At 63.5% G+C, this 15,305-nt stretch carries 13 protein-coding genes and 1 pseudogene; 2 read left to right on the top strand and 12 right to left on the bottom strand.

Features of this window, described 5'->3' with window-relative positions; translation table 11 throughout:
* Positions 1–7: 7 nt before the first annotated feature.
* From NKG99_RS01730 to NKG99_RS01740, 3 genes are all read right to left on the bottom strand, one after another.
* Complete coding sequence (locus NKG99_RS01730) at positions 8–820, bottom strand: ABC transporter permease (RefSeq protein WP_352863557.1); 813 nt, start codon at positions 818–820, stop codon at positions 8–10.
* Between the two features lie 133 nt (positions 821–953).
* Positions 954–1,943 carry an ABC transporter substrate-binding protein gene (locus tag NKG99_RS01735; RefSeq protein ID WP_352863558.1) on the bottom strand — a complete coding sequence of 330 codons (990 nt, stop codon included), beginning with the start codon at positions 1,941–1,943 and terminating at the stop codon, positions 954–956.
* Between the two features lie 675 nt (positions 1,944–2,618).
* A complete protein-coding gene (locus tag NKG99_RS01740; RefSeq protein WP_352863559.1) occupies positions 2,619–2,843 on the bottom strand; it encodes a hypothetical protein in 225 nt (74 codons plus the stop codon).
* A gap of 168 nt (positions 2,844–3,011) precedes the next feature.
* Between NKG99_RS01740 and NKG99_RS01745 the strand changes: the two are divergent.
* Positions 3,012–3,192: pseudogene (locus NKG99_RS01745) on the top strand (quinone oxidoreductase); the annotation flags it as partial.
* Positions 3,193–3,497: 305 nt separating this feature from the next.
* On the opposite strand, the gene NKG99_RS01750 reads toward NKG99_RS01745, so the two are convergent.
* The 7 genes from NKG99_RS01750 to bglB form a co-directional block, all read right to left on the bottom strand.
* Complete coding sequence (locus NKG99_RS01750) at positions 3,498–4,586, bottom strand: ABC transporter ATP-binding protein (protein ID WP_352863560.1); 1,089 nt, start codon at positions 4,584–4,586, stop codon at positions 3,498–3,500.
* Positions 4,587–4,593: 7 nt separating this feature from the next.
* Positions 4,594–5,646 carry a carbohydrate ABC transporter permease gene (locus NKG99_RS01755; RefSeq protein ID WP_352863561.1) on the bottom strand — a complete coding sequence of 351 codons (1,053 nt, stop codon included), beginning with the start codon at positions 5,644–5,646 and terminating at the stop codon, positions 4,594–4,596.
* Positions 5,643–6,665, bottom strand: a complete 1,023-nt coding sequence (locus NKG99_RS01760) for a carbohydrate ABC transporter permease (RefSeq protein WP_502910988.1) — start codon at positions 6,663–6,665, stop codon at positions 5,643–5,645. The genes NKG99_RS01755 and NKG99_RS01760 overlap by 4 nt, the downstream gene beginning before the upstream one ends.
* The gene (locus tag NKG99_RS01765; protein ID WP_352863563.1) at positions 6,662–7,930 is read right to left on the bottom strand and encodes an ABC transporter substrate-binding protein; all 1,269 of its coding nucleotides are present in this window, start codon (positions 7,928–7,930) and stop codon (positions 6,662–6,664) included. The genes NKG99_RS01760 and NKG99_RS01765 overlap by 4 nt, the downstream gene beginning before the upstream one ends.
* An 84-nt stretch (positions 7,931–8,014) precedes the next feature.
* On the bottom strand, positions 8,015–10,534 hold the full coding sequence (locus NKG99_RS01770; protein WP_502910989.1) for a hypothetical protein: 2,520 nt from the start codon (positions 10,532–10,534) through the stop codon (positions 8,015–8,017).
* The gene (gene kduI / locus NKG99_RS01775; RefSeq protein WP_352863564.1) at positions 10,531–11,364 is read right to left on the bottom strand and encodes a 5-dehydro-4-deoxy-D-glucuronate isomerase; all 834 of its coding nucleotides are present in this window, start codon (positions 11,362–11,364) and stop codon (positions 10,531–10,533) included. Before kduI ends, NKG99_RS01770 begins: the two co-directional genes overlap by 4 nt.
* The gene (gene bglB, locus NKG99_RS01780; protein WP_352863565.1) at positions 11,361–12,461 is read right to left on the bottom strand and encodes a beta-galactosidase BglB; all 1,101 of its coding nucleotides are present in this window, start codon (positions 12,459–12,461) and stop codon (positions 11,361–11,363) included. Before bglB ends, kduI begins: the two co-directional genes overlap by 4 nt.
* 111 nt (positions 12,462–12,572) lie before the next feature.
* Here bglB and NKG99_RS01785 point away from each other — a divergent pair, with 111 nt between their 5' ends.
* A complete protein-coding gene (locus NKG99_RS01785) occupies positions 12,573–13,640 on the top strand; it encodes a LacI family DNA-binding transcriptional regulator (protein ID WP_352863566.1) in 1,068 nt (355 codons plus the stop codon).
* Here NKG99_RS01785 and NKG99_RS01790 read toward each other — a convergent pair.
* Positions 13,622–14,107 carry a flavin reductase family protein gene (locus NKG99_RS01790; RefSeq protein WP_352863567.1) on the bottom strand — a complete coding sequence of 162 codons (486 nt, stop codon included), beginning with the start codon at positions 14,105–14,107 and terminating at the stop codon, positions 13,622–13,624. The genes NKG99_RS01785 and NKG99_RS01790 overlap by 19 nt on opposite strands.
* On the bottom strand, positions 14,107–15,264 hold the full coding sequence (locus tag NKG99_RS01795) for an LLM class flavin-dependent oxidoreductase (RefSeq protein ID WP_352863569.1): 1,158 nt from the start codon (positions 15,262–15,264) through the stop codon (positions 14,107–14,109). The genes NKG99_RS01790 and NKG99_RS01795 overlap by 1 nt, the downstream gene beginning before the upstream one ends.
* Positions 15,265–15,305: the final 41 nt, after the last annotated feature.

The following is a 15,305-nucleotide window of genomic DNA, read 5'->3' on the forward strand; positions in this document are numbered from 1 at the left end:
CAAATCCTCAATTGGCCCAGGGAGCGACGAGGCGGCGGATGCCCCGGAACAATTGGTCGGTGCAAAGACCAAGGATGCCGATCATGGCGATGGCCATGAAGATGACGTCGACCTGGAAGCCGCGCATCGCCTTGAGCGAGATGTAACCAAGTCCGCTGCGGGCGGCGACGAGTTCGGCGACGACGAGATAGGTCCAAGCCCAGCCCATAGTGACGCGCAGCACGTCGAGCACGTTGGGAAGCGTGGCCGGAAAGACAATGTGGAAGACGGTGTCGCTGCGTTTCGTGCCAAGCGTATAGGCTGCGTTGACGAGGTCGCGCTGGACGCTGCGGGCGCTGTCGGCGATCATCACCAGCTGCTGGAAGAAGATGCCGAAGATGATGACGGCCACGCGCTGCTCGACGCCGATGCCGATCCACAGGATGAACAGTGGTACGAAGGACGTCACCGGTAGATAGCGGATGAAATTGACAAGCGGATCGAGCGCCGCCTGGACGATGCGGTAGGTGCCCATCGTCAAGCCGAGCGGCACCGCCACGATACTCGAAATGACGAAACCGATCAGCACCACCTGGACGCTGGCGAGCACGTGCTCCCACAAGGAGCCGTCAAGCACCATCCTGATGGTGGTGGACAAGACGGATTCCGGGCGCGGCAGGAACATTTCCTTGACCGCTCCGGAATAGGTCAGAGCGAACCAGCCGCCGATGACCGCACACCAGACCAGGACGCTGAGCGTGATGGAGAGAGGGCGCGACACGGCCTGAAACGGCGTGGCGACAGCTTTCCAGGCGGATCGACCGGGCTGATTTTTATCCACGCTCTTGGTCACGATATGGCTGATGGGAGACGTTGCATTCGGTGCCAATGTCACAGGGAAACCCTTTGGGCTGGATAGACCGCAGGCGAAAGGCTCGGCCTGCGGTCCAACGAACTCGCTTTGCGAGGCCAGATCACTTTGTCAGGAAGGACGGATCGACGAGGTCATCGTATTTGATGTCCATCTTGAGCTTGCCGAAGCCGCCCCAGACGTCGCCGCCGAGCTTGATCAGCTTGCCGGCTTCGCCATTCTCGCCACCGGCGAAAAATTGCGCATTGCGCTCCTTGCCGTAGAAGTTCACGCCCGCGGCGGAGGAGGCGAAGTCCTTCGGATCCTTGAGCCAGCCGCCGACGCCCTTAGCCATCACTTCATAGGCTTTCTCGGGATTTTCCTTGATGAACTCGTTGGCCTTGTAGAGCCCCTTCACCAGCGCCTCGACATCCACTGGATTCTTCGTAATGTAGTCGCAGTTCAGCGCCACCACGTCGACGATCAAGCCGGGCGTCTTCGACGAGTCGATTAGGACCTGGCCCTTGTTTTCCTTCTTGGCCAACGTCAGATGCGGCTCCCAGGTGACGGCAACGGGAATGCGATCGGCCATGAAGGCGGCGGCGGCATCATCCGCCGTCATATTGGTGACCTTCACATCGGCCTGGCTAAGACCGGCCTGCTTGAGCAGGATGTTGAACCAGAACTGCGAGACCGAGCCTTCATTCAGCCCGACTTCCATGCCCTTGAGGTCGGCGACGCTCTTGACGCTGCTCGGCGCCAAGACGCCGTCGCCACCATGGCTGTCGTCCAATGCATAGACCGATTTGAAGCAGACGTCCTTCGAACGGTACTTCATGATTTCGTCGATGGTCGAGGCGCTGCCGTCGAGCTCGCCGGCGGCGACGGCCGCCATGTACATCGATGCTTCCTCGATGACTTCGAGCGAGACTTCGAGGCCGCCTTCCTTGAAGTAGCCCATGTCGCGCGCAAGGAAGAGCGGGCCGTATCCGACCCAGGTCGTCATGCCCAGCTTCAAGCTGCCGGCTTCGGCGTGGAGGCTCACCGAAAGCGCGCTGAGGGCAATGCCGGCCGAAAGCGCGGCACGGCGAAACTTCGAGATTATTGTCGTCATCACGTTCCCCTGTCTTTTTCTGAGGTCAGGCGCTGTCCGCACCAAAACAACCCGCCTTCGGACGCATCGCCGAAGGCTGCCACCTGACGTTCTTTTTGTTCTCTTTCAGCCGGCGGATGGAGCAAAGCACGCTGTGTGCGATGCACAAATAATGATTTTCGATAATTCTGCTTAGGCTGGGCCTAACCAAGCCGGCGCTGCCGCGTCTGCGCCACCCACAGACTTTGGCGTGAGGCTGACGATCCCGATGACCTCATCGTTGCTTTCGGAGACGTCAACGACGGTCGCCTCCTCTGTATGGCCGGAACTGGCGAAGCCAGCTATTGACCTAGCTTCTAGGCCGCGACCTGCCCTCGCGCATTCAATGGCGACATCAACACACGAGCGCCTTCGAGCAATTTGAGGCTGTGGCCGAGTTCAGAACCCGCCTAATTGCACGTCGTTGCCGCCGATTACCGCACGCATCGCTGAAAGGTCTTTTGGAGCCGGGAATGTTGAGCTACGTGTGACGGGTGCCATTAAGAAGACGGAGAAAACTCACGAACGGCCCAAACCATTTTACCCCGAAGCCATAGATTTACCCGGCAGCGCTCAATTCAAACTCGATGAATTAGGCGTAAGATATTGATATATAATAATATAGTGGGCCCGGAGGATGTACCGGAATCATTGATTTCATTGACTTTTTCGTGGGCCAAAATCAGAAATCTTGCCGTATATTTCCGTATGGTCCCGCGGCAGCCAAACAGTCGAATATGGCGACCCTATGCCCCCTTCGCACCAGGACCGGCCATCCAGATCGCTTCGCGCGTCATTGGCACTTTTCGGACGGCGCCAAAGCTCGGCCTGTTCGGAGATCGCCAGTTCGTCGTGGAGGTCGAGATAGCGGGCGATGCTCACTCTGCCCGAACCTCTGCAAGTCCTGGCTTTATGACAGGTTGATCACCATATTGCGCAGGAGCGCGACGGATTTTCGCATACCTTCCATCGGGGTTAGCTCGTGTCCTCGTGCTCGATCGACAAGACATCGTCGTCGCCGACCTGCTTGAGCACGGTACCGAACTGCCGCCACTAGTTTATGATGGCTCCGGGCCGGCGACCTTTCGAAGGGTCGCTCGACATACTACGCCGATTGGGAACGTTCTGCTGGTATGGCCCGGTGCTTGGAGGCCCGGGTCCGCTCGATATCACGAGCCTGCCTAAGAGCATCAAGATCGGCTATGCAACATTTTTCGACCATATCCATACGCCCGATCGGCGCGCACGGTTTGCACGGCATCTACCTTACAGTTCCAGGATTGCTGAACCTGGCCGCCAATGGCGAGATCGCCGGACGCATCGCGCCACGACCGCAATTTGTCGGCATGGGCGACCAGGATCCGTTGGCGCCGCCGGCAGCTGTCGATTGCGCGCTCTCGCAAACACGAGCCGCTATGAGCGGGCCAGAGCCGGCGACCATCTCATCCTTCACCGGGAACCCGAGAGCGGCCATGTCGAAACGCCAGCCATACGCGCCGCCGTGGCCGGCTTTTTCCGGCGCTTCCTTACTGACGATTAGCGCGAGGCGACGCGCAGCCCGGCGGAATCGAAGAGGTGCAGCCGCTCCGGCGGCAAAGCCAGGCTGAGCGGCAGGCCCTGCGTTTCGACGCCTTGCCGCTTGAGCACGGCGACCAGCTTGTTGTCGCCGGCAATAATGGCATGAACGACAGTTTCCGGGCCCAGCGCTTCGGCCAGCGTAACCTGCGCGCTGACCGCGCCGCTGCCGCCGTCCGAAAGTTCGATGTCGTGTGGCCGGATGCCAAGCGTCGCGTCGTCTCCCGGCTTTAGCGCGGTCCCGTCGGCTGCGACCGCGGCCGAAAGCCCGCCCGGACCGTCGACATGCACCTCGGTCGCGCTGGCGGAACACACCTTGACCGGCAGCAGGTTCATGCGCGGCGCGCCGATAAAGCCTGCGACGAACAGGTTGGCCGGCGCATTATAGAGGTCGAGCGGTCGGCCGATCTGCTCGATCTTGCCGGCGCGCATCACCACGATGCGATCGGCGAGCGTCATCGCCTCGACCTGGTCATGGGTGACATAGATCATCGTGGTGGCCAGCCGCTTGTGCAGGGCTGCGAGTTCGGCGCGCGTCGAGATGCGAAGTTCAGCGTCGAGGTTGGACAGCGGTTCGTCGAGCAGGAAGGCGGTCGGATTGCGCACCACCGCACGGCCGATCGCCACGCGTTGCTTCTGGCCGCCGGAGAGCTGCCCTGGCCTGCGGTCGAGATAGGGCGCGATTTCCAGCATGCGCGCCGCTTCCGCGATGCGCCGGTCGATCTCGGCTTTCGGCATGCGGATGTTTTCGAGCCCAAAGGCAAGGTTCTGGCGCACGCTCATATGCGGGTAGAGCGCATAGGACTGGAACACCATGGCGAGCCCGCGCTGTGCGGCCGAGACCTCGGTGACGTCGGCGCCGTCGATCTCGATCTTGCCGCCGGTCGGTTGGTCGAGCCCGGCAATCAGCCGCAGCAGCGTGGACTTGCCGCAGCCCGACGGGCCGACAAGCACCAGCATCTCGCCGTCGCCGACATCTAGACTGATGTCGTGCAGGATCTTCACCTTGCCGTAGGCGCGATCGATGTTGGTCAGCGTTATGCGTCCCATGGCGCCCTCACTTCAGCCCGGTGCCGGCAATGCCGGAGGTGATGTATCGCTGCAGGAAAACGAAGACGAGGACGACGGGGATCATCGTCACCACGGTCATCGCCAGGATGTAGTGCCACTGCACATTGAGCTCGCCGGCATAGGTGTTGAGCCCGACCTGGAGCGTGTAGAGTTCCTTGCGCGACAGCACCACCAGCGGCCACAGGAAGTCGTTCCAGCGCCAGACCACCGAGAAGATCGCCAGCACCGCGAGCGCCGGTGCCGCGAGTGGCAACACGATGCGCCAGTAGATCTGCCATTCCGACGCATTGTCCATGCGCGCCGCATCAAGCAGTTCGTCGGGGATGGTGAGCATATACTGGCGCAACAGGAACACGCCGGTTGGTGTGGCCACCGTCGGCAGGATGACGCCCCACAGCGAATCGAGCAGGCCAAAGGCGCTGACCACCGAATAGAGCGGCACCAGGATGACCGAGAGCGGCACCATCAGCGTGCCGACGATCAAGAGCATGGTGAAATCGCGGCCGCGGAATTTATATTTTGACAACGCAAAGGCGGCCATCGAATTGGTCAGCAGCGTGATCAGCGTCGCCATAGCAGTGACGAAAACCGAATTGCGGAGATAGCGCAGGAAGTCAAAATGGACGAAGGGTTCGATATAGTTCTCAGTCGCGAAGCCGATCTCACGCACCGGCTGCCGGTCGGCAATATTGACCTTGATGATGTCCTTCGGCGCCTTGGGATCGATCATCTGCGCCACGATGCCGATGCGGCGCACCTCGGCCATCACCTTGCTCGAGCCGTCCGGCAGCTTCACCGTGTAAAGGGTGAGCGGCTTGTCATAGCCTTCGACGCTCGTCTGCTGGCTGACATACGGCAAAATTGTCGGCGGGAACTCTGAGAGCTGTGCCGGCGTCTTCAACGACGAACCAACCAGCCAGATGGCCGGGCCGAATATGATGACGAGACCACCGACGAGCCACAGCCAGGTCACAGTGTCGGTCCAGTGCCAGGAGCGGCCACCGCGCCGGCGGGTCAGGAATGCGGCGACGCCGCTCATTGCCGCGCCCCCTTGCGTTCGCCCCGGCGCCCGACCTGCAACTGCACCAAGGTCAGCACGACCAGCACCAGTCCCATCAGGATGGAGGCCGCCGAAGCCAGCCCTGGATTGCGCAGCAGCGAGGCGAAGCCGATCTCGTAGATGTACTGCGTGAGATAGAGGGTTGAGGTTCCCGGACCACCGCCGGTCAGCACATAGACCTCGTCGAATATCTGCACGGCGCGGATCAGCGCCAGCACGATGACGACAAGCAGGTTCGGCATCAGCATCGGCAGCGTGATGCGCCAGAATACCCGCGCCGGCTTCGTGCCATCCATCTCAGCCGCCTCGTAGAGGTCGCGCGGGATAGCCTGCAGGCCGGCAAGCAGGATGAGTGTGTAGAAGCCCATATGCGCCCAGACCGAAACGCTGACGGCGGCAGTGAAAGCCCAGAATCGGTCGGTCAGCCAGTTGTGCGGCTCGCCCCCAAAGTCATGGACGATCATGTTCAGCAGCCCCTGGCGCTGCAGGATCCAGCGCCAGATGAGGCCGGTGACGACGGGCGACAACAGCACCGGAAAGAAGAACACCGCGCGCCAGAACGAGCGCCCGACGATCTCGCGGTTGAGGATCAGCGCGGTCGCCATCGACACGACCGTCATCAGCGCCACCTGCACGACGACGAACAGGCCGGTGTTGTGCACGGCCTTCCAGAACAGGTCCTCGCGGCAGGTGGCGGTGTCCAGGTAGTTGCCGCAATCGAGCAGGCGCTGGTATTGCTCCAGCCCCACATAGCTGCGGTCCTGCAGGAAGTAAGCCGTCCCTGAGGTGGCCGAGTAGAAGAAATTGATGACCAGCGGCACCAGGACGAAGATGCCAAAGATCGCCATGTTGGGGGCGAGGAAGAAGGCGGCCATGCCGCCGGTGCCCGTCGCGCGCTGCCAGGCGTTGAGCGGCACGTTGACGATCGACGCCAGCCATAAGACCGGCGCCGCGAGCACAGCGCCGGTCCATGCCTTCAATGTCGCAGCGACGCTCACTTGGCCTCGGCGACTTTGTCGGCGATATCCTGGTCGATCTTGACCCAGGCAGCGTCGAGGGTAAGTTCGCCGGCCATCACCTGGCTGACACGGGTCACCAGTGCGGCGTAGTAGGCATTGGCCCATTTCCACGGCGGCAGCGCGTCGGCTGCCGGCAAGGTCTCACCCGCCGCCTGGACAAACTTGTCGAGCGCCGGACCGACATTCTTGTCGGCCGAACCCCACTTCAATCCGCCTTTCGCGATGACGCCTTTGTGCGCTGGCAGGAACAGCGTGCGCTCACTGAACTCCTTCACCACGGCTTCGCTGGCCAGGTAATCCATAACCTTGGCAACGTCCTTGGGGTTCTTGGTGTATTTGATGGCAACGAGTGCCGCGCCACCTTTCAAGCCCGAACACCCCGCGGTGCCGCAGGGCGAGCCGGTCGCGATCCAGTCGAAACTGTCGCCAATCTTGGTCGACAAATTGGCAACCTGCCAGCTGCCTGAATAGTAGAACGGGATCTGCGCGTTTATGAAATCGTCCGTTGCAGCGCGATAGGTCGAGCCTGCCGCCGACACCCAGGTGTCCTTCAGCATCAGGCCCTTGGCGGTCCAGTCTACGAGCTTACCGACGAACGCCTTGGTGCCGTCGTCGACCTTCGCCGGCTTGCCGTCGGCGCCGACGTAGTTCGCACCGTAGGATACGGTGGCGCCCGAAATGCGGTGACCCGAGCGGTCGATGGCGAACGCTGCCGGCAGCTGCTGGCTCTTCGCAACTTCGGCGGCGGCGTTGATCCAGTCGTCCCAAGTCGCCTTGTCGCCCGGCAACGCGACGCCGGCCTGCTCGAACAGCGTCTTGTTGGCGAAGCCGCCGGTGAGCGTAAGCTGGGTCATGAAGCCGGTGATGGCCTTGGAGCCGTCGGGTCGCATCCAGTCCAGCGTGTCGCCGAAATTGTCGTCCCAGTATTTCGCGTCGGCGACCAGTGGCCTGAGATCCAGCCAGTGCTGGGCGAGTTCCTTGATGTTGGTGACGCGCGCAATGTCCGGACCCTGGCCGGCTTCGAGCTGGATCGGCAGCTGCTCCTGGATCACCTTGTAGGCGACGTTGTCGAGGGTGATGTGGATGTCGGGATTGTCCTTCATGAAGCGGTTCAGGATGTCCTGGATGACATCGCCTTCGACACCGTCCGAATACCACATGATGCGCACGTCGCCGGCAAACGCGCTGGTCGATGCGAGCAGGCTGACCGATAGCGCGGCCAGCAGAGTGCGGGTCTTTTTCATGCTTTCGTCTCCTCCTTTGTCGGGGGCTCGCCCCGATGGTCCAAGCCGCCATGCCCTCCTCCCATGAGGGGCGCGGCGATCCTCCTATTCCCTGCGCTGCATGCGCGTCGCCTCACCGCGCACGGTCCAGTCGGCTGGATTAAGTATCCGTCCCTCAGCCACCACTTTCGCGTCGGCGAGGAAACGCACAGTGCCGTATTCCGGATCCTCAACGATAAGCTCGCCTTCGGCCCCCGGCCGTACCGACATGTCGGCAAAGGCGGTGACCCAGGCGTCGAGCGCCGGCAGGTCGGCGTTCTTGTCCCCGAGGCGAACGACCCAGATCGTCTTGCGCCCCGCCGCCCGCAACTCGTTGCCGGCGGTCTGCCCGCCCTTGATCTGCGTCAGCGGCACATCCGTCTTCAGCATGGCAAAGGCGTTGCCCGATTGCGCGAAGGCGCGGCGGCCATCCACCTGCGCGGCGTCGAAGGCGCTGGCCGGGAACCAGGCATGCGTGAAGTCGGGCTGTTCGTCCGAACAGGCAAAACTGACGACGGCAAGGTCGCGGTATTGGTGAACCCTCGGCAAGGTGCCGGAACCGCCCCAATAGGACGGGCGGCCATAGCCGGACTGCAAGACTTCACCCGGATGGTTGATCCAGATCTGCGCATCGGCATTGTTGCCCAGCCGGGCATGGATGACGGTCTCCTGATAGCCCCACTGGTTCCAGCGATAGCCGGCGGCGCTGCCCATCGCATGGTTGCGCGTCTTGTGGTGGTAGAGCCGGGCGAAGCGGTCCTGTCCCTGCGCAAAAGCCCATTCCCACGCCGTATCGTCGGCAAGAGAGGCAATAGGCGCCAGCTCGGCGGGAACGCTCAATCCGTGGTCGCGAAGGCAGAGCGCCAGCTGCGGCAGCGCATGGAAGCGCATGCCGTAATTGCCCTTGCCCCAGACCATGCGGCAGATGCCCGATAGCTCCAGCGAGCGCGCGGCGCGCAGCGTGTGCTCATAGGAGCGGCCTTGCGCGCCGGTCAGCATGCCGTGATGCGCCGAGCGGGCGACGATCTCGAGCAGGCGGATGATGGCTTTGCCGGCACGCTCAGCGATGTCCTTCTCCGGAGCGAGTGCATAGAGCGCGCACAGGCCCTTGAGGTCGATCGGGAAATAGGGCGCCGAGTTGAACTCAGCCATCTCCCATGCCTCGAAATGGTAGAGCCAAGCCCGCACCCGCGCCGCTCCCACAGCCGACTGCTCGCGGCCAAGGCGGCTTGACCGCACAAAGCGTGCGTCGGGTAATAACCCGCCGGCGATATAGGCGGCGGTGTGGAAGAGCAGTGCGTGGTTCTCGGAAAAATACCACTGCACATCGTTGCCGGGCTCGTCCATCCAGTAGCGATAGCCGAGAATGGCCTTGTCGACGCGCCCACGCAGGTCCGCCGCCAGCCGGTCGCCATAGACCCCACGGCACCACAGCAACGGCACCAGGATAAAGTCGGCGCAATCGTGACAATCCTCGATAGCCGGCAGCGCGCCGGAGATCATGGCGTCGGTCTCCGCACCCGCCTGCCCGATCGCCAGGCGCGCCAGCGCGCGCACCGTATCGGCCTCGGCGTGACCCGCGACTTCGCCCAGTGCCTCATCGATGCGCGCGGCGATCGTTGCCGGCGCGTCGCCCTGGCGGCGCGCGTGACAGATCTCGACGCCGAACACACGCGATGCGCTGTAGTCGCCGACTGTCAGCGTCACCTTGAAATGGCGAAAGTCGGCGGGCAGCTGCTCGGTGTCAGCGATCGGCAGCCGCGTTTGCCCTTTGGGCAGATCTAAGCCGAAGCGCACCGGCGCCTCGATCGACATGAAATCGCCCTCGATCTCGATCGCGACTTTTGCGTCGCGCGGTAAGGCCACGCCGGTGACCAGCGCCACCTCGCCGCCATCATAGGCTGGACGCTCGAAATGCATGTCGTCGAGGGCTGCTTCCATCGCGTTGGCGACGCCGCCCTCGACCTCGATCGGCAGTGCGATAGAGATTGCCGGACCTGAGAGATAGTCGAGCTGGAAATAATAACGGGCGTCGCGTTCGGCGAGATCGTCGAACCAGATGCGGATGGTGTTTCGGCCGGCCTTCAGCGCGATGCGAAAATCCTCGGCGCTTTCCAGATTGCGGCCGTAGGGCGCCATCCAGCCGCCTTCCGCGCCATTGGCGAAGAGGATGGCGCCGCCGCATGTGCGTAGCCTGAGCAGGGCCTCGCCGGCCGAGGCGGCCTCTATGATCGTCTCGGCCCAGCTTCCGAGCACCGTTGGCCGGAACCAGAACCCCGACAGGTCGACGCGCGGCGAGGCGAAGGGCAGCCAGATGCGCGCGGCGCTGAACTCAGCTGTGATTTGAGGCCGCTTGCCGCGGCGCTCGGCTACGAACTCGGTGCGGCACGGATATTCATGCGGAATGAAATTCTTGTGCTTGGTCAGGAAGAAGAAGGGATCCATCTCCCCCTTCATCGGCTGGTCGGCGACGTCGTAGCGCTGCTCGGCGATTGAGCCCAGCCGCCAGTAGACGATCGGCTGGCCCGACGCGACCGGCCGGCGCAACGCAAAGTCGGCTTGCATGGTGTGGGCGGCCTCGCTCATCGCAAATCCTTCACGGCAACCGGATCGACGTCGGTGTAGGCCTGGTTCTCGCCGGTCATGCCCCAGACGAAGGCATAGGGGCCGGTGCCGGCGCCCATATGGATAGACCAGGCCGGCGACAGCACGACGTCACCGTCGGCGACCATCAGATGCCTGGTATTGTCCGGCCGGCCCATCAGGTGGACCACACGGTCCGCTGCTGCGAGGTCGAAATAGCAATAGGCCTCCATGCGCCGTTCGTGCAGGTGAGGCGGCATCGTGTTCCAGACGCTGCCGGGCGCGAGGTCGGTGATGCCCATCAGCAAGAGGCAGGACGGCGCCACTTCGGGATGGATATACATGCGCAGCGTGCGCTTGTTGGCGCGCGCCTCCTCGCCCAGCACCAGCGCCTTGGCTTCGCTCTTGGCAATGAGGCGGTGGGCAATATCGGCGCCGGCCGGCACCGAGTTCATGTAGAAATGCGCCGGCCTTTCCGGATCGTCGCTCTCCAGCGCCACCTCACGCGCGCCGCGTCCGACATAGACGACGTCGCGGTTGGCGACGGCGAAGCGCAAGCCATCGACCATGACAGTGCCGCTGCCGCCGAGATTGGCGATGCCCATCTCGCGCGCGGTGAAGAAGAGTTCGGTTCCGACATCGGCCCCGTTGCCGAACAACAGCGGGTTGGCCAGCGGCACCGCGCCGCAGACGATCATGCGGTCGATATGGGTGTAGGCGAATTCGATGGCGCCCGGCCGGAACAGGCCGTCGACCAGAAATTCGGCCTTCAGCCGCTCCGTGTCCATGCCGGCGATGTCGCCAGGCGATGCGCCATAGAGCGTTCGCATCATGCCGCCTCCACCTTCGCCTGCAGATGCCGTGAGCCTTCGGTCAGGCACAGGATGGCCAGCGCCTGGCCGTAACCCGTCGGGTGTATCGGGATGTCGCGGTAGAACTGCAGATCGTGTCCCATGCGCGTGCCGTAGGACACGTTCGCGACCACACCCTTGTCGTCGATGTTGGCGACCACCGCTTCAAGAGCCCGCAGGCCGGCGACACGACACTCCGTCGGGCCGATGCCAAGCCGCGCGGCCTTCATCAGCCCATAGCCGAAACCGGCTGTGGCAGAAATTTCTTCGTAGGAGGTCGGATCGTCCAGCAGAGTATGCCATGCGCCCGATCCGGCCTGCACGTCGAGCAGGGCCTTGATCTGCGTTTCCAGCACGCCGAGCAGATAGGTCCGCACCGAAGGCGATATCTCGGCGAATTCCACCAGATCGAGGATGCCCACCGTGATCCAGGCATTGCCCCTCGCCCAACGGGCGCGGGCGAAATTGTGCCTGCCTTCGAACGTCCAGCCGTGGAACCACAGGCCGGATGCCGGATCGGCGAGGTAGCGGGCGTGGACGAGGAACTGCCGCTCCGCCTCCTCGACGAAGCGGCGCTCACCGGCGGCCCGACCATAGGAAGCGAGGAACAGCGCCACCATGAACAGCGTGTCGTCCCACAATTCGTCGTCGTTGACCCGGTCCGAAACATTGTGCTGGAAGCCGCCTTCGGGCGTCCGCGGCATGGCGCTGACCACCCGCTCGGCCCACTCGCGCAGGACCGGCTCGAAGCGCGGCTGGCGCCGGCGACGCCACAATTCGCTGAGCGCCAGCAAGGGTGCAGTGGTGTTGACGTTCATCGCTGGCAGTCCGACTGCGATATGCCTGTCGTACCAAGCCTCGATCGTCTGCAGCAGCCGATCGTCGCCGTTCCGCGCCCACAATCGAACCAGCCCATAGAGCCCGACGCCCTGCGGCCACTCCCAACTGTCGAAGCTGACGTAATCGCCCGGCGTCCCGTCGAGGTTCGGCTCATCGAACCGCCCGTCGTGGCGCAGGCCGGCCATGCCCGCCACGAGGCTCGCAAGCGCGGAATTCAGACGTTGGGCCGACAGCGGCATCACTCCTCCCGTTTTTCTCGCCTCCATGAAGACTGTTCCACAGGCATTTTTCTTGCGCAATCTGAAAATTTTTTGCAGAGTTGAGCAACTTTGCCGGAGACGCAGAAGCGCATGACTGTCCAGGGCAAGCGGGGCCGTCCCAGCCGCCGCATCCGACTTGAGGAAATTGCGGCGCGGTGCGGTGTGTCGGTCAGCACCGCCTCGCGTGCGCTCAGCGGCGTTGCCGGTGTTAGAAATGAGCTGCGCACCTCGATCATCGATACGGCGAAGTCGATGAATTACGCCATTCCTGCTTCGGCTGCCGGCCGCAGGGTCATCCTGGCCGCAAGCAGCGTGGCGATGGTCGACAGCGCCCGCAGCCAGTTCACCTACCACGTGCTTGACGGACTCAACGAACGCGCCCGGCTGCTCGGCGTCGAACTGGTCACCCGGCCGGTGGCGACGCCGCAGGACGAGACCGCCCTTTTGCGCGAAGCCGAGCACGACGACAGCGTCGCCGGTTGCCTCTTTCTGACGCTGGATGATGACGACGTGCTGACACTGGCGGCCGGCTTCTCCAAGCCGATCGTTCTCGTCAACGGCGACGATCCCTCGATGCGCCATTCGAGCGTGACGCCCTGCAATCGTTCCGCTGCCATGCTTGCCGCGCAGCACCTGATCGGCCTTGGCCACCGCCGCATCCTGTTCCTGATGCGGCGTGGCCGGCGCACGATCGAACGGCGCTACGAGGGTTGGCGCGACGCGCTGATCGCGCACCGCATTACCGGCTTCGAGGACCTCGTTGTCGAGGTGCAGGACTGGCTGCCGGAGCTTGCGAGCAAAGCCGTGAAAGAGCGCATCGCCACGCGCGGCCTGGATTTCACTGCCGTGCTGACGGCCGGCGACAGCCTGGCCTTCGGTGCGATCGCCGGCGTTCAGGAAGCCGGATTTTCGGTGCCTGCCGACGTGTCCGTCGTCGGCATGGACGACCTGCCGCTGGCGGCTTTCTGCAGCCCGCCGCTCACAGCGATGCATATTCCGATGCGCGAGATCGGGTCGGCGGCTCTCAGCCTGCTGCTCGACGACATGGCCCATTCGGGATCGCCGCCGCGCCGCGTCGAACTCGCCTGCCATCTCGTGGTGCGCCAGTCGACGGCACCAGCCCGGGCCGACGCCGGCCGTCATCTGCCCGCGCCTTGAGCCCGGGACTTGCCGCCGGCAAAGAGCAGCGGCGAACCTTCTTGCGTCTCCAGTTCAAGGACGCGTCCAAGCAGGATCAAATGATCCCCTGCCGCGAAACGGTCGGCGACGCCGCATTCGAACCGCGCCAGCGCCCGCGGCAGCAGCGGCACACCGTGCTCATTCCACGAGAGGTCGAGACCGGCGAAGTCGGAACCGGATTTCGAGAAGCGCCAGCACAGATCGGTCTGGTCTTGCGCCAGCACGTGGATGGCATAATGGGTGGCGTTGGCGAAGGCGTCGAACCGGCGCGAGTGGCGACCGATCGACCACAGTACCAGCGGCGGATCGAGCGACACCGACGAGAAGCTGTTGGCGGTTATCGCGACCGGCCCGTCGACTGTGGCGGCGGTGACGACCGTGACCCCGGTGGCAAAGCGCCCGAACGCGTTTCGCAAAAGGCGTGGATCGCACACGATATGCTCCATCAGCGCCGCTCCTCTGTTCCCAATGGTGTCGCCGGGATCCGGTCCGGCACCCGGCCATAGGCGTGCGGCAGCGAGCATGTCTTGAGTTGTGGCAGCACCTTGGTGCCGAATTGACGCGCCTCGTCGAGATGCGGATAGCCGGAAAAGATGAAGGCACGGATGCCCATCTTCATATACGCCTCGATCTCCGACAGAACCTGGTCGGCTGAGCCCACCAGCGCCGCGCCGCAGCCTGACCGCGCCCGCCCGATCCCCGTCCACAGATGCGGCTCGACAAAGCCTTGCGCGTCGGCGGCCTCACGCGCCCTGGCCTGGTGCGACACGCCGAGCGATCCGGCGTCGAGCGCCCGTTCGCGGATCGCCTTGCCCTGCTCGTCGTCCAGTTTCGAAACCAGCTCGCGGGCATAGTCCTTCGCCTCGGCCTCGGTATCGCGCACGATTATGTGGACGCGCAGCCCGTAGTCGAGCGTGCGCTCATGGCGCGCGGCGCGCTCGTGCACGGCTTTCATGCGGCCGGCGAGTTCCTCTTTCGTCTCCGGCCACATCAGATAGACGTCGCACTGTTCGGCGCAAAGCTCGAGCGCGTCGGGCGAGTAGCCGCCGAAATAGAGCAGCGGGCCGCCATTCTGCTGATAGGGCTTCGCCGGCGCCGTCGAGAGGCCCTTAAAGCTGTAGACCTCGCCCTCGAAATCGATGCTGTCCCGGGTCCAGGCCTGGCGCAGGATCTGCACCACCTCGCGGGAGCGCCGGTAGCGGTATGCACTGTCGGCCGTCTCGCCCGGAAAGTCCGACGAGATGATGTTCACCGTGAGCCGGCCTTCCAGCATGTGGTCGAGCGTAGCGATCGTGCGTGCCAGCATGATCGGCTGCATCTCGCCGCAGCGTATGGCGGCGAGCATATTGATCTTCGACGTTATCGGCGCGCAGCCGGCAACGAAGCTCAGCGTGTCCTGGCCGACCTGATAGGATGACGGGCACAGGATGTTGCGGAAGCCGAGGTCCTCGGACGTCTTCACGATCTGCGAGCAGTGCGCCCAGCTCGAGCGCAGCGCGCCATCCTCTACGCCGAGATGGCGATAGTCGTCCGAACAGAGCGCGGCGAACCAGGAGACTTCGGCTGCGTCGAGATCCGGCGAGGTGATTGGGACGATGGTCATTGCTCACCCTTTTGCAGACGACTTGGGTTGCGAATGGGTCT

Origin of the sequence: Mesorhizobium sp. M1409, from assembly GCF_040317535.1 — a bacterium.
Classification (GTDB): Bacteria; Pseudomonadota; Alphaproteobacteria; order Rhizobiales; family Rhizobiaceae; genus Mesorhizobium.